The organism is Streptomyces sp. NPDC048361 (assembly GCF_040651795.1).
Classification (GTDB): Bacteria; Actinomycetota; Actinomycetes; order Streptomycetales; family Streptomycetaceae; genus Streptomyces.
This window is the reverse complement of the sequence record NZ_JBEZKW010000088.1, coordinates 10,735-24,886: the sequence shown is the minus strand read 5'-3', so window position 1 is coordinate 24,886 and position 14,152 is coordinate 10,735. Positions and strand designations below refer to the sequence as shown.

General features: G+C 70.6%; 13 protein-coding genes. 12 read left to right on the top strand and 1 reads right to left on the bottom strand.

Features of this window, described 5'->3' with window-relative positions; genetic code table 11:
• Positions 1–48 precede the first annotated feature (48 nt).
• Positions 49–549, bottom strand: coding sequence for a transcriptional regulator BldD (bldD, locus tag AB0D31_RS32035; protein ID WP_014044812.1), 501 nt, complete (start codon positions 547–549; stop codon positions 49–51).
• A 297-nt stretch (positions 550–846) separates the two neighbouring features.
• On the opposite strand from bldD, the gene pyrR reads away from it, so the two are divergent.
• The 12 genes from pyrR (at position 847) to coaBC (ending at position 14,005) form a co-directional block, all read left to right on the top strand.
• Positions 847–1,449, top strand: a complete 603-nt coding sequence (pyrR, locus tag AB0D31_RS32030) for a bifunctional pyr operon transcriptional regulator/uracil phosphoribosyltransferase PyrR (RefSeq protein WP_362729633.1) — start codon at positions 847–849, stop codon at positions 1,447–1,449.
• Between the two features lie 92 nt (positions 1,450–1,541).
• Positions 1,542–2,525 (top strand): aspartate carbamoyltransferase catalytic subunit, encoded by a 984-nt coding sequence (locus AB0D31_RS32025; protein WP_362729631.1) that lies wholly within the window; start codon positions 1,542–1,544, stop codon positions 2,523–2,525.
• A gap of 2 nt (positions 2,526–2,527) precedes the next feature.
• Complete coding sequence (locus AB0D31_RS32020) at positions 2,528–3,814, top strand: dihydroorotase (protein WP_362729629.1); 1,287 nt, start codon at positions 2,528–2,530, stop codon at positions 3,812–3,814.
• Complete coding sequence (locus AB0D31_RS32015; protein ID WP_362729627.1) at positions 3,811–4,476, top strand: hypothetical protein; 666 nt, start codon at positions 3,811–3,813, stop codon at positions 4,474–4,476. The genes AB0D31_RS32020 and AB0D31_RS32015 overlap by 4 nt, the downstream gene beginning before the upstream one ends.
• Positions 4,473–5,621: a glutamine-hydrolyzing carbamoyl-phosphate synthase small subunit gene (gene carA / locus AB0D31_RS32010; RefSeq protein WP_362729625.1), complete on the top strand. Its 1,149-nt coding sequence runs from the start codon at positions 4,473–4,475 to the stop codon at positions 5,619–5,621. The genes AB0D31_RS32015 and carA overlap by 4 nt, the downstream gene beginning before the upstream one ends.
• On the top strand, positions 5,614–8,922 hold the full coding sequence (carB, locus tag AB0D31_RS32005; protein WP_362729623.1) for a carbamoyl-phosphate synthase large subunit: 3,309 nt from the start codon (positions 5,614–5,616) through the stop codon (positions 8,920–8,922). The genes carA and carB overlap by 8 nt, the downstream gene beginning before the upstream one ends.
• A gap of 81 nt (positions 8,923–9,003) precedes the next feature.
• Positions 9,004–10,116, top strand: coding sequence for a quinone-dependent dihydroorotate dehydrogenase (locus tag AB0D31_RS32000; protein WP_362729621.1), 1,113 nt, complete (start codon positions 9,004–9,006; stop codon positions 10,114–10,116).
• Positions 10,113–10,946: an orotidine-5'-phosphate decarboxylase gene (gene pyrF / locus AB0D31_RS31995; protein WP_362729619.1), complete on the top strand. Its 834-nt coding sequence runs from the start codon at positions 10,113–10,115 to the stop codon at positions 10,944–10,946. The genes AB0D31_RS32000 and pyrF overlap by 4 nt, the downstream gene beginning before the upstream one ends.
• Positions 10,947–11,317: 371 nt before the next feature.
• A complete protein-coding gene (locus tag AB0D31_RS31990; protein ID WP_053724505.1) occupies positions 11,318–11,641 on the top strand; it encodes an integration host factor in 324 nt (107 codons plus the stop codon).
• 38 nt (positions 11,642–11,679) lie between these two features.
• Positions 11,680–12,273: a guanylate kinase gene (gene gmk / locus AB0D31_RS31985; protein ID WP_362729617.1), complete on the top strand. Its 594-nt coding sequence runs from the start codon at positions 11,680–11,682 to the stop codon at positions 12,271–12,273.
• Between the two features lie 100 nt (positions 12,274–12,373).
• The gene (gene rpoZ, locus AB0D31_RS31980; RefSeq protein WP_005319902.1) at positions 12,374–12,646 is read left to right on the top strand and encodes a DNA-directed RNA polymerase subunit omega; all 273 of its coding nucleotides are present in this window, start codon (positions 12,374–12,376) and stop codon (positions 12,644–12,646) included.
• Positions 12,647–12,772: 126 nt separating this feature from the next.
• Positions 12,773–14,005: a bifunctional phosphopantothenoylcysteine decarboxylase/phosphopantothenate--cysteine ligase CoaBC gene (coaBC, locus tag AB0D31_RS31975; protein ID WP_362729615.1), complete on the top strand. Its 1,233-nt coding sequence runs from the start codon at positions 12,773–12,775 to the stop codon at positions 14,003–14,005.
• The last annotated feature ends 147 nt before the right edge of the window (positions 14,006–14,152 follow it).

Here is a 14,152-nt window from a genome sequence, read left to right as displayed (position 1 = left end):
AGCGAATGCTCCCGCCGGGCCCGGCGGCACGTTTCTGCTGAAGGGGCGTCAGCCTTCTTCGTGGGCGACCGCGCGGCGCGCGTCCGCGTCCAGGACGCCCCAGCTGATCAGCTGCTCGGTGAGGACCGAGGGCGACTGGTCGTAGATGACGGCAAGGGTGCGCAGGTCGTCCTGGCGGATCGAGAGGACCTTGCCGTTGTAGTCACCGCGCTGCGACTGGATGGTGGCCGCGTAGCGCTGCAACGGGCCCGCCTTCTCCGGCGGCACGTGCGCGAGGCGCTCAAGGTCGAGGACCAGCTTCGGCGGCGGCTCGGCGGCCCCGCCGGGCGTGGTGCCCGGGAGCAGCTCCTGCACCGGAACCCCGTAGAAATCGGCCAGCTCGGCAAGGCGCTGTACGGTCACGGCGCGGTCGCCACGCTCGTAAGAGCCGACCACGACGGCCTTCCAGCGGCCCTGGGACTTCTCCTCCACACCGTGGAGGGAGAGGCCCTGCTGGGTGCGGATGGCGCGGAGCTTGGCCCCGAGCTGTTTTGCGTATTCGCTGGACATATAGCTCCCCGGACGCTGTGACAACGTGCGGCTCCGCCGCGCGGCTGTAACTCACTGTGAGGTTACGCAGCGTTACTTGGCCGCGTCAAGCCGAATGGTCCACACCCACGCCCCGCAGGAGTGACAGGGTCCGCGTGGGGCGCGGCCCCACAGGTCACGGCGATGGTCGGGGTGCTCTCACCCGTTCGAGTGAGTGCCCCGGTATCGAGGGCCTCCCGGGCCCTGGTACGGTTGGTGACGCAATTTCGACGTCCTTTAAGGTCCGTCCCGTGAGGCGGAGAAGGAGGTCCGTTTCATATGGACACGCAGCACCCGCACGACCCGCAAGATCCGGCGCACCCCGATGCGGCGCGGCCCGTTCTCGAAGGCCCCGACATCGCCCGCGTCCTGACCCGTATCGCCCACGAGATCGTCGAACGCGCCAAGGGCGCCGACGACGTGGTGCTCCTCGGCATCCCGACCCGCGGTGTCTTCCTCGCCGAGCGGCTCGCCGTGAAGCTCGAAGGCATCACCGGGCGCACGACCCCGGTCGGCTCGCTCGACATCACCATGTACCGCGACGACCTGCGGATGAAGCCCGCCCGCGCGCTCGGCCGCACCGAGATCCCCGGCGAAGGCATCGACGGCCGCCTGGTCGTCCTCGTCGACGACGTCCTCTTCTCCGGCCGCACCATCCGCGCCGCGCTCGACGCGCTCGGCGACCTCGGCCGCCCCCGTGCCGTGCAGCTCGCGGTCCTCGTCGACCGCGGCCACCGCGAACTCCCGATCCGCGCCGACTACGTCGGCAAGAACCTCCCCACGTCGCTGCGGGAGACGGTCAAGGTCCAGCTCGCCGAGGAGGACGGCCGCGACGCCGTGCTGCTCGGTGTCAAGCAGACCGCTCCGGCCGGCGAGCAGTAGCTCCCCACACCCCCGTACGGCTCCACCGGCCCGTACGGGCGGCTTCTGCGCGCCCGCACGCCCAAACCTCCACCACACCTGGAGAACCCCAGATGATGCGTCACCTCATCTCGGCCGCCGACCTCACCCGCGACGACGCCGTCCTCATCCTCGACACCGCCGAGGAAATGGCCCGGGTCTCCGACCGGCCGATCAAGAAGCTGCCCGCGCTGCGTGGCCGGACCATCTGCAACCTGTTCTTCGAGGACTCCACCCGCACCCGGATCTCGTTCGAAGCCGCCGAGAAGCGCCTGTCGGCCGATGTCATCAACTTTGCCGCCAAGGGCTCATCGGTCTCCAAGGGCGAGTCCTTGAAGGACACCGCCCAGACCCTGGAGGCGATGGGTGTCGACGCCGTCGTCATCCGGCACAGCGCGTCCGGCGCCCCCTACCGCCTCGCCACCTCCGGCTGGATCGACGCGCCCGTCATCAACGCCGGCGACGGCACCCACCAGCACCCCACCCAGGCGCTGCTCGACGCGTTCACCATGCGCCGCCGCCTGGTCGGCAAGGACGCGCTCGGCCAGGACCTGGCCGGCAAGCGCATCACCCTCGTCGGCGACGTGCTGCACAGCCGGGTCGCCCGCTCCAACGTCGACCTGCTGCACACCCTCGGCGCCGAAGTCACCCTGGTGGCCCCGCCCACCCTGCTCCCGGTCGGCGTCGAGCACTGGACCTGCGACGTGTCGTACGACCTGGACGCCGTGCTGCCGAAGTCCGACGCGGTGATGATGCTGCGTGTGCAGCGCGAACGCATGAACGCCGCCTTCTTCCCCACCGAGCGCGAGTACTCGCGGCGCTACGGGCTCGACGGCGAGCGCATGGCCAAGATGCCCGAGCACGGCATCGTGATGCACCCCGGTCCCATGGTCCGCGGCATGGAGATCACCGCCGAGGTCGCCGACTCCGCGCGCTGCACGGTCGTCGAGCAGGTCGCCAACGGCGTCCACACCCGTATGGCGGTCCTGTACCTGCTGCTCGGCGGCAACGAGCCCGCCGTCAGCCACGCCCGTCCCACCGATGCGGAGAACAAGTAACCATGAGCAAGATCCTGATCCGTGGTGCGAAAGTCCTCGGCGGTGACGTCCAGGACGTCCTGATCGACGGTGAGACCATCGCGGCCGTCGGTACCGCGCTCGAAGCCGGGGACGCGACCGTCGTCGACGGGACGGGCCAGATCCTGCTGCCCGGCCTCGTCGACCTCCACACCCACCTGCGCGAGCCCGGCCGCGAGGACTCCGAGACCGTACTCACCGGCACCCGGGCGGCCGCGAGCGGCGGCTACACCGCCGTGTTCGCCATGGCCAACACCTTCCCCGTCGCCGACACCGCCGGCGTGGTCGAGCAGGTCTGGCGGCTCGGCAAGGAGTCCGGCTACTGCGACGTGCAGCCCATCGGCGCCGTCACCGTCGGCCTGGAAGGCAAGAAGCTCGCCGAGCTCGGCGCCATGCACGAATCCGCAGCCGGCGTCACCGTCTTCTCCGACGACGGCAAGTGCGTCGACGACGCGGTGATCATGCGCCGCGCCCTGGAGTACGTGAAGGCCTTCGGCGGCGTCGTCGCCCAGCACGCCCAGGAGCCCCGCCTCACCGAAGGCGCCCAGATGAACGAGGGCGTCGTCTCGGCCGAGCTCGGCCTCGGCGGCTGGCCCGCCGTCGCCGAGGAGTCGGTCATCGCGCGCGATGTGCTGCTCGCCGAGCACGTCGGCTCCCGCGTGCACATCTGCCACCTCTCCACGGCCGGCTCGGTCGAGATCGTCCGCTGGGCCAAGTCCCGCGGCATCGACGTCACCGCCGAGGTCACCCCGCACCACCTCCTCCTCACCGACGAGCTGGCCCGCTCCTACAACCCGGTCTACAAGGTCAACCCGCCGCTGCGCACCGAGAAGGACGTCATGGCGCTGCGCGAGGCGCTCGCCGACGGCACCATCGACATCGTCGCCACCGACCACGCCCCGCACCCGCACGAGGACAAGGACTGCGAGTGGGCGGCGGCGGCCATGGGCATGGTCGGCCTGGAGACCGCGCTCTCCGTCGTCCAGCACACGATGGTCGAGACCGGACTGCTCGACTGGGCCGGCGTCGCCGACCGCATGGCGCACAAGCCGGCCGCGATCGGCCGGGCCACGGGCCACGGCCGTCCCGTCTCGGCAGGCGAACCCGCCAACCTGACCCTCATCGATCCGGCATACCGTGGTGAGGTGAACCCCGCGGGCTTCGCCTCGCGCAGCCGCAACACCCCCTACGAGGGCCGTGAGCTGCCCGGACGCGTCACCCACACCTTCCTGCGGGGCCGGGCAACGCTTGTGGACGGGAAGCTGGCGTGACGTACGCACCACTGATCAATCTGGCCGCCGACGAGAAGTCCGCCGAGGTGACCAACTGGGGCGGACGCATCGGCTGGCTCGTCGGCCTCGCGCTCTTCGTGGCGCTCGTCTACTGGCTGATGCGCCAGGGCTGGCAGTGGCGCCGCCGCCTCCAGTCCGACCTCCCGGAGCTCCCCACCGCGCCCGAGACGCCGGGCGAGGCGAAACTGGAGCTGAGCGGCCGCTACCACGGCTCCACCACCGCCGGACAGTGGCTCGACCGCATCGTGGCGCACGGCCTCGGTGTCCGCAGCAAGGCCGAGCTCACCCTGACGGACGCGGGCCTGGACGTCGTACGCCCCGGGGCGGACGACTTCTTCGTCCCGGCCGCCCAGCTCCGCGGGGCCCGGCTCGACAAGGGCATCGCGGGCAAGGTCCTCACCGAGGGCGGCCTGCTGATCGTCACCTGGAGCCACGGCGACCGGCTCATCGACTCCGGCTTCCGCTCCGACCGGGCCGAACAGCACCCGGCCTGGGTCGAAGCCATCAACTTCATGACCTCCGAGACCTCCGAGACCTCCGAGACCTCCGAGACCTCCGAGACCTCCGAGACCTCTGAGACCTCTGAGACCTCCGAGACCTCCGAACCATCCACCACCACGACGGAAGGCGCCGCACGATGACGACCTCCACCCGGGGAGCCGCAAAGGTTCCCGCCGTACTCGTCCTGGAGGACGGCCGCATCTTCCGCGGCCGCGCCTACGGGGCCGTGGGGGAGACCTTCGGCGAGGCCGTGTTCTCCACCGGCATGACCGGCTACCAGGAGACCCTCACCGACCCGTCGTACCACCGCCAGGTCGTCGTGATGACCGCCCCGCACGTCGGCAACACCGGCGTCAACGACGAAGACCCCGAGTCGCAGCGGATCTGGGTGGCCGGCTACGTCGTGCGCGACCCCGCCCGCATGCCGTCCAACTGGCGCTCGCGCCGTACCCTCGACGACGAGCTGGTCAAGCAGGGCGTCGTCGGGATCTGCGGCGTCGACACCCGCGCCCTCACCCGCCACCTGCGCGAGCGCGGCGCCATGCGCGTCGGCATCTTCTCCGGCGACGCGTGGGAGGGGGTCCGCGACGAGGCCCTGCTGGCCCGCGTCAAGGAAGCCCCGCAGATGAAGGGCGCGAACCTCGCCGCCGAGGTCGCCACCAAGCAGACGTACGTCGTCCCCGCGATCGGCGAGAAGCGCTTCACCGTCGCCGCGGTGGACCTCGGCATCAAGGGCATGACCCCGCACCGCATGGCCGAGCGCGGCATCGAGGTGCACGTACTGCCCGCGACCGCCACCGCCGACGACGTGTACGCCGTCCACCCCGACGGCGTGTTCTTCTCCAACGGCCCGGGCGACCCGGCCACCGCCGACGGCCCCGTCGCCGTGATGCAGGCCGTCCTCGCCCGCAGGACGCCGCTCTTCGGCATCTGCTTCGGCAACCAGATCCTCGGCCGCGCGCTCGGCTTCGGCACCTACAAGCTGAAGTACGGCCACCGCGGCATCAACCAGCCGGTGCAGGACCGCACCACCGGCAAGGTCGAGGTCACCGCGCACAACCACGGCTTCGCCGTCGACGCGCCGCTCGACCGGATCTCCGACACGCCCTACGGGCGCGCCGAGGTCTCCCACGTCTGTCTCAACGACCAGGTCGTCGAAGGCCTCCAGCTGCTCGACCAGCCGGCCTTCAGCGTCCAGTACCACCCCGAAGCCGCCGCGGGACCGCACGACGCCGCGTACCTCTTCGACCGCTTCGTAGAGCTCATGGAGGACCAGCGTGCCTAAGCGCTCAGACATCCAGTCCGTCCTGGTCATCGGCTCCGGGCCGATCGTCATCGGCCAGGCCGCGGAGTTCGACTACTCGGGCACCCAGGCCTGCCGCATCCTCAAGGCCGAGGGTCTGCGGGTCATCCTGGTCAACTCCAACCCGGCCACGATCATGACCGACCCGGAGATCGCCGACGCCACGTACGTGGAGCCGATCACCCCCGAGTTCGTCGAGAAGATCATCGCCAAGGAGCGCCCCGACGCCCTCCTGCCCACCCTCGGCGGCCAGACCGCGCTCAACACCGCGATCTCCATGCACGAGCAGGGCGTCCTGGAGAAGTACGGCGTCGAACTCATCGGCGCCAACGTCGAAGCCATCAACAAGGGCGAGGACCGCGACCTCTTCAAGGGCGTCGTCGCGGCCGTCAAGGAGAAGATCGGCTACGGCGAGTCCGCCCGCTCGGTCATCTGCCACACCATGGACGACGTCATCGCCGGCGTCGACACCCTCGGCGGCTACCCCGTCGTCGTGCGCCCCTCCTTCACCATGGGCGGCGCCGGCTCCGGCTTCGCCCATGACGAGGAGGAGCTGCGCCGCATCGCCGGTCAGGGCCTCACCCTCTCGCCGACCACCGAGGTGCTCCTGGAGGAGTCCATCCTCGGCTGGAAGGAGTACGAGCTGGAGCTGATGCGCGACAAGAACGACAACGTCGTAGTCGTCTGCTCCATCGAGAACTTCGACCCGATGGGCGTGCACACCGGCGACTCGATCACCGTCGCCCCGGCGATGACGCTGACCGACCGCGAGTACCAGCGGCTGCGCGACATCGGCATCGCGATCATCCGCGAGGTCGGCGTCGACACCGGTGGCTGCAACATCCAGTTCGCGATCGACCCGGCCGACGGCCGCGTCATCGTCATCGAGATGAACCCGCGCGTCTCGCGCTCCTCCGCGCTCGCCTCGAAGGCCACCGGCTTCCCCATCGCCAAGATCGCGGCCAAGCTCGCCATCGGCTACACGCTCGACGAGGTCCCCAACGACATCACCGAGAAGACGCCGGCCTCCTTCGAGCCGACCCTCGACTACGTCGTGGTGAAGGCCCCGCGCTTCGCCTTCGAGAAGTTCCCCTCCGCCGACTCCACCCTCACCACCACCATGAAGTCGGTGGGCGAGGCCATGGCGATCGGCCGCAACTTCACCGAGGCCCTCCAGAAGGCGCTGCGCTCCCTGGAGAAGAAGGGCTCGCAGTTCGACTTCACGAGCCCCGTCGGCGACAAGGCCAGCCTCCTGGAGGAGGCCAAGCGCCCCACCGACGGCCGCATCAACACCGTCATGTACGCGATCCGCGCGGGCGCCACCCAGGAAGAGGTCTTCGACTCCACGAAGATCGACCCCTGGTTCGTCGACCAGCTCTTCCTCATCAAGGAGATCGCCGACGAGCTGGCCGCCGCCGACAAGCTCGGCCCCGAGCTGCTCGCCGACGCCAAGCGCCACGGCTTCTCCGACGCCCAGATCGCCGACATCCGGGGTCTGCGCGAGGACGTGGTGCGCGAGGTCCGGCACGCCCTCGGCGTGCGCCCGGTCTACAAGACGGTCGACACCTGCGCCGCCGAGTTCGCCGCCAAGACGCCGTACTTCTACTCCTCCTACGACGAGGAGAGCGAGGTCGCGCCCCGCGAGAAGCCCGCGGTGATCATCCTGGGTTCCGGTCCCAACCGCATCGGCCAGGGCATCGAGTTCGACTACTCCTGCGTCCACGCCTCCTTCGCGCTGAGCGACGCCGGCTACGAGACCGTGATGGTCAACTGCAACCCGGAGACCGTCTCCACCGACTACGACACCTCCGACCGGCTGTACTTCGAGCCGCTCACCCTGGAGGACGTCCTGGAGATCGTCCACGCCGAGACCCTCGCGGGCCCGGTCGCGGGCGTCGTCGTCCAGCTCGGCGGCCAGACCCCGCTGGGCCTGGCGCAGGCGCTCAAGGACAACGGCGTCCCCGTCGTGGGCACCTCGCCCGAGGCGATCCACGCCGCCGAGGACCGCGGCGCCTTCGGCCAGGTGCTCGCCGAGGCCGGCCTGCCCGCGCCCAAGCACGGCACCGCCACCACCTTCGCCGGCGCCAAGGCCATCGCCGACGAGATCGGCTACCCCGTCCTCGTACGCCCGTCGTACGTGCTCGGCGGCCGCGGCATGGAGATCGTGTACGACGAGGAGCGGCTGTCCTCGTACATCGCCGAGTCCACCGAGATCAGCCCCACCCGGCCGGTCCTGGTCGACCGCTTCCTCGACGACGCGATCGAGATCGACGTGGACGCCCTCTACGACGGCACCGAGCTCTACCTCGGCGGCGTCATGGAGCACATCGAGGAGGCCGGCATCCACTCCGGCGACTCGGCGTGCGCGCTGCCCCCGATCACCCTCGGCGGCCACGACATAAAGCGCCTGCGCGCCTCGACGGAGGCCATCGCCAAGGGTGTCGGCGTCCGCGGCCTGATCAACATCCAGTTCGCGATGGCCGGCGACATCCTGTACGTCCTCGAAGCCAACCCGCGCGCCTCGCGCACCGTCCCCTTCACCTCGAAGGCGACCGCGGTGCCGCTCGCGAAGGCCGCCGCGCGTATCTCGCTCGGCGCGACCGTCGCCGAGCTGCGCGCCGAGGGCATGCTGCCCAAGGAGGGCGACGGCGGCACGCTGCCGCTCGACGCGCCGATCTCCGTCAAGGAGGCCGTGATGCCGTGGAGCCGCTTCCGCGACGTGCACGGGCGCGGCGTCGACACGGTGCTCGGCCCGGAGATGCGCTCCACCGGTGAAGTCATGGGCATCGACTCGGTGTTCGGCACCGCGTACGCCAAGTCGCAGGCCGGCGCGTACGGTCCGCTGCCGACGAAGGGCCGCGCGTTCATCTCGGTCGCCAACCGGGACAAGCGCACGATGATCTTCCCGGCGCGTGAACTGGTCGCCCACGGCTTCGAGTTGATGGCCACCTCCGGCACCGCCGAAGTGCTCCGCCGCAACGGCATCAGCGCCACGGTGGTGCGCAAGCTCAGCGAGGGCGAAGGCCCCAACGGCGAGAAGACGATCGTCCAGCTGATCCACGACGGCGAGGTCGACCTCATCGTCAACACGCCGTACGGCACCGGCGGCCGCCTCGACGGCTACGAGATCCGCACCGCGGCCGTCGCCCGCTCCGTGCCCTGCCTGACCACGGTCCAGGCGCTCGCCGCCGCCGTCCAGGGCATCGACGCCCTCAACCGCGGTGACGTGGGCGTACGTTCCCTCCAGGAACACGCGGAACACCTGACCGCGGCCCGCGACTAGCAGACGGGGAAGCAGGGGGACACCGGAAACGGTGTCCCCCTCTTCATGAGCCCTCTCCCCGAGCCCCTGAGGACACCGACCATGTACAAGCTCTTCTTCACCCTCGTCTTCAAGCGCATGGACCCCGAGCAGGCCCACTACATGGCCTTCCGCTGGATCCGCCTCGCGGCCCGCGTCCCCGTCCTGCGGACCTTCGTCGCAGCCGTGCTCGCCCCCCGCTACAAGGAGCTGCGCACCGAGGCCCTCGGTCTGCGCATGCACGGGCCGTTCGGTCTCGCCGCCGGCTTCGACAAGAACGCCGTCGCGGTCGACGGCATGTCGATGCTCGGCTTCGACCACATCGAGATCGGCACCGTCACCGGCGAGCCCCAGCCGGGCAACCCGAAGAAGCGCCTCTTCCGGCTCGTGCCGGACCGCGCGCTCATCAACCGCATGGGCTTCAACAACGAGGGCTCCGCGGCCGTGGCCGAGCGCCTGGCGGCCCGCAAGGCCGTCTTCCGCACGACGGTCGGCGTGAACATCGGCAAGACCAAGGTCGTCGCCGAGGCCGACGCCGCCGCCGACTACGTGAAGTCGACCGAGCGTCTCGCCCGGCACGCCGACTACCTCGTGGTCAACGTCTCCTCGCCGAACACCCCGGGCCTGCGCAACCTCCAGGCCACCGAGTCGCTGCGCCCGCTGCTCACCGCCGTACGCGAAGCCGCCGACCGCAGCGTCACGGGCCGCCGCGTCCCGCTGCTCGTCAAGATCGCCCCCGACCTCGCCGACGCCGACATCGACGCGGTCGCCGACCTCGCTCTCGAGCTCGGCCTGGACGGCATCATCGCCACCAACACCACGATCGCCCGCGACGGGCTCGGCCTGAAGTCCCCGGCCGTGCTGGTCAAGGAGACCGGCGGCCTGTCCGGCGCCCCCCTCAAGGAGCGCTCCCTGGAGGTGCTCAGCCGTCTGTACGCCCGCGTCGGCGACCGGCTCGTCCTGATCGGCGTCGGCGGCATCGAGAACGCCGAGGACGCCTGGCAGCGCATCCTCGCCGGCGCCACCCTCGTCCAGGGCTACAGCGCCTTCATCTACGAGGGCCCCTTCTGGGCCCGCGCGATCCACAAGGGCCTCGCGGCCCGGCTCGCCACCTCCCCGTACGCAACGCTCGCCGAGGCCGTCGGCGCCGAGACCCGGAAGAAGGCCGCCGCATGACCCCCTTCGGTACCCGCCTGCGCGAGGCGATGGACACCCGCGGCCCGCTCTGCGTGGGCATCGACCCGCACGCGTCGCTGCTCGCCGACTGGGGCCTGAGCGACGACATCGCGGGCCTTGAGCGCTTCACCCGCACCACGGTCGAGGCGCTCGCCGACCGGGTGGCCCTGCTCAAGCCGCAGTCGGCGTTCTTCGAGCGGTTCGGCTCGCGCGGCGTCGCCGTCCTGGAGAAGGCCGTCGAGGAGGCCCGCGCGGCCGGGGCCCTGGTCCTGATGGACGCCAAGCGCGGAGACATCGGCTCCACCATGGCGGCCTACGCGGCCACCTACCTGGACCCGGCCTCCCCGCTCTTCTCGGACGCGGTCACGGTCTCCCCGTACCTCGGCTTCGGCTCACTGCGCCCGGCGCTCGACCTGGCCGCCAAGTCCGGCTCGGGCGTCTTCGTGCTCGCCCTCACCTCCAACCCGGAGGGCGCCGAGGTGCAGCGCTCGACCGCGGCCGACGGGCGTCCGCTGGCCCAGCTGATGCTGGACCACATGAAGGCCGAGAACGAGGGCGCCTCGCCGCTCGGCTCGGTCGGCGCGGTCGTCGGCGCCACGCTCGGCGACGCCGGGGTGGACCTCGACATCAACGGCCCGCTGCTCGCCCCCGGCATCGGCGCCCAGGGCGCGACCCCCGCCGATCTGCCCGGTGTCTTCGGCTCCGCCGTGCGCAACGTGGTGCCCAGCGTCAGCCGCGGCGTCCTGCGCCACGGCCCGGACGTCGCCGCCCTGCGCGACGCGGCGGCCCGCTACGCCGACGAGGTCCGCGCGGCGGTCTCCGGAACGTGAGCCGGCACGGCTCCCGGTGTGACATGCGTCGCATCGGGGCCGCACGCTCCGGACGTGCCGGAACGCCCGCCGAACGGCCCCGCGGAACGGCGAAACCGCCCCGCCGGGGGGCGCCCCGGGCTACCTGCACACGGAACGTTGACAAATTCCTTACGCAAAACAAGGGTGTTTTGCCTGAAAAGTCCTGATCGGCTGAGGCTGACCAGGACTTTTCGTCTGTTCTCGCTGACTGGAGCGGCCTTGGCCGCTAGTCTCCGACGAGAGCAGACGAGCACGTGCGCGAGTACGGAGGACGCTGCTCACCTGGTGTGGAGCGATCAGGTTCCGCACCGGTCCGTATCCGACAGTTCGACATCCGAGGTGACGTAGGCGTGGCTCTTCCGCCCCTTACCCCTGAACAGCGCGCAGCCGCGCTCGAAAAGGCCGCCGCGGCTCGCCGGGAGCGGGCCGAGGTCAAGAATCGACTCAAGCACTCCGGCGCCTCCCTCCACGAGGTCATCAAGTCGGGCCAGGAGAACGACGTCATCGGGAAGATGAAGGTCTCCGCCCTCCTTGAGTCCCTGCCCGGCGTGGGCAAGGTCCGTGCCAAGCAGATCATGGAGCGGCTCGGCATCTCCGAGAGCCGCCGCGTGCGGGGGCTCGGCTCCAACCAGATCGCTTCCCTCGAGCGCGAGTTCGGCGGCTCGGGGGCCTGACGTCTCGGGCATGCCCGAGAAGCTGGAATAATCGCCGCATGGCAGCAACACCCCGGGGGACCACCCCCGTACCCCCGGACGCACGTCCGCGGCTGACCGTGCTCTCCGGCCCCTCCGGGGTCGGCAAGAGCACGGTCGTCGCTCATATGCGCAAGGTCCACCCCGAGGTCTGGCTCTCGGTGTCGGCGACGACCCGCAAGCCGCGACCCGGCGAGCGCCACGGCGTGCAGTACTTCTTCGTGGACGACGAGGAGTTCGACAAGCTCGTCGCCAACGGTGAGCTGCTTGAGTGGGCGGAGTTCGCGGGCAACCGCTACGGCACCCCGCGCGCGGCCGTCCTCGAACGCCTCGAAGCGGGCGAGCCGGTCCTCCTGGAGATCGACCTCCAGGGCGCCCGGCTCGTACGCGCGTCGATGCCCGAAGCGCAGCTCGTCTTCCTCGCGCCGCCGAGCTGGGACGAACTGGTCCGCCGGCTCACCGGCCGGGGCACCGAGGCACCCGACGTCATCGAGCGCCGACTCACCGCCGCCAAGGTCGAACTGGCCGCCGAGGCCGAGTTCGATACGACGCTCGTCAACACCTCGGTCGAGGACGTGGCCCGCGAGCTGCTAGCCTTGGTGCGAGTTGTTTGATCGAGACGTGTGACGTCAGCCGCTGACGGCGACCGACCCCCACACCACTCACCGGTCATACACGCAGCTCACATCTTCGATCCCCATCGGAAGGCAGAGAGTGTCCTCTTCCATTACCGCGCCCGAGGGCATCATCAACCCTCCGATTGATGAGCTCCTCGAGGCAACCGACTCGAAGTACAGCCTGGTGATCTACGCGGCCAAGCGTGCCCGCCAGATCAACGCGTACTACTCGCAGCTCGGTGAGGGTCTCCTGGAGTACGTCGGCCCGCTCGTGGACACCCACGTCCACGAGAAGCCGCTCTCGATCGCGCTCCGTGAGATCAACGCGGGCCTGCTGACCTCCGAGGCCATCGAAGGCCCCGCCCAGTAGGCAGCCTCGCAGGCGACGATACGTTCCACCACAGGCCCGGCAGCGCGACTGCCGGGCCTGTGGTGTGTCATGGGTACACACACGCAGTCCGAAGATGACAGCGCGCGGGGAGAGGCGAGTTTTCCGATGGCCAAGCCGAAGGTCGTTCTGGGGGTCAGCGGCGGTATCGCCGCCTACAAGGCGTGCGAACTGCTGCGCCGGTTGACCGAGTCGGGCCATGACGTCCGGGTGGTGCCGACCCAGTCGGCGCTCCACTTCGTGGGGGCCGCCACCTGGTCGGCGCTCTCCGGCCACCCCGTCTCGACCGAGGTCTGGTCGGACGTCCACGAGGTGCCGCACGTCCGCATCGGACAGGGCGCCGACCTCGTGATCGTGGCGCCGGCCACCGCCGACATGCTCGCCAAGGCCGCCCACGGTCTCGCCGACGACCTGCTGACCAACACGCTGCTCACCGCGCGCTGCCCCGTCGTCTTCGCGCCCGCGATGCACACCGAGATGTGGGAGCACCCCGCCACTCAGGAGAACGTGGCGACGCTGCGACGCCGGGGCGCGGTCGTCGTGGAGCCCGCCGTCGGGCGGCTCACCGGCGTCGACACCGGCAAGGGTCGGCTCCCCGACCCGGGCGAGCTCTTCGAGGTGTGCCGCCGGGTGCTCGCGCGGGGGAGCGCCGAGCGGGACCTGGCCGGGCGGCATGTGGTGATCAGCGCGGGCGGGACGCGCGAGCCCCTCGACCCCGTCCGCTACCTCGGCAACCGCTCCTCCGGCAAGCAGGGGTACGCGCTCGCCCGCACCGCCGTCGCGCGGGGGGCCAGGGTCACCCTGATCGAGGCCAACACCGGGCTCGCGGACCCGGCGGGCGCCGATGTGATCCGCGTCGGCACCGCCGTACAGCTGCGCGAAGCGGTCCTGAAAGCCGCGCCGGACGCCGACGCCGTGGTCATGGCGGCCGCCGTCGCCGACTTCCGCCCCGAGGTATACGCCGCCGGGAAGATCAAGAAGAAGGACGGACAGGAGCCGGCGCCGCTGACCCTGGTCCGCAATCCGGACATCCTCGCCGAGATCTCCGCCGACCGGGCCCGCCCGGATCAGCTGATCGTCGGCTTCGCCGCCGAAACGGACGACGTCCTGGCCAACGGCCGCCTCAAACTCCGGCGCAAGGGCTGCGACCTGCTCGTCGTCAACGAGGTCGGGGAGCGCAAGACGTTCGGCTCCGAGGAGAACGAGGCCGTCGTCCTCGGGGCCGACGGCTCCGAGACCCCGGTGCCGTACGGTCCCAAGGAGGCCCTCGCCGATACGGTGTGGGATCTGGTGGGCGAGCGTTTCGGACAATCCGGGGCCGCCCCGCAGCACACGGACTGACCGGTTCCGATCCGTCCGGAGCCGGCGCCGGGCCTCGGCCCGGGGCGCGCTCCCGGGCCCGCGCGGAGAGCCTCAAGGATCATGAGCCGTACCCCGCGGCGACCAGATCCGGAGATCTCCGGACTCCACGGAGCGAGACACGTGGTC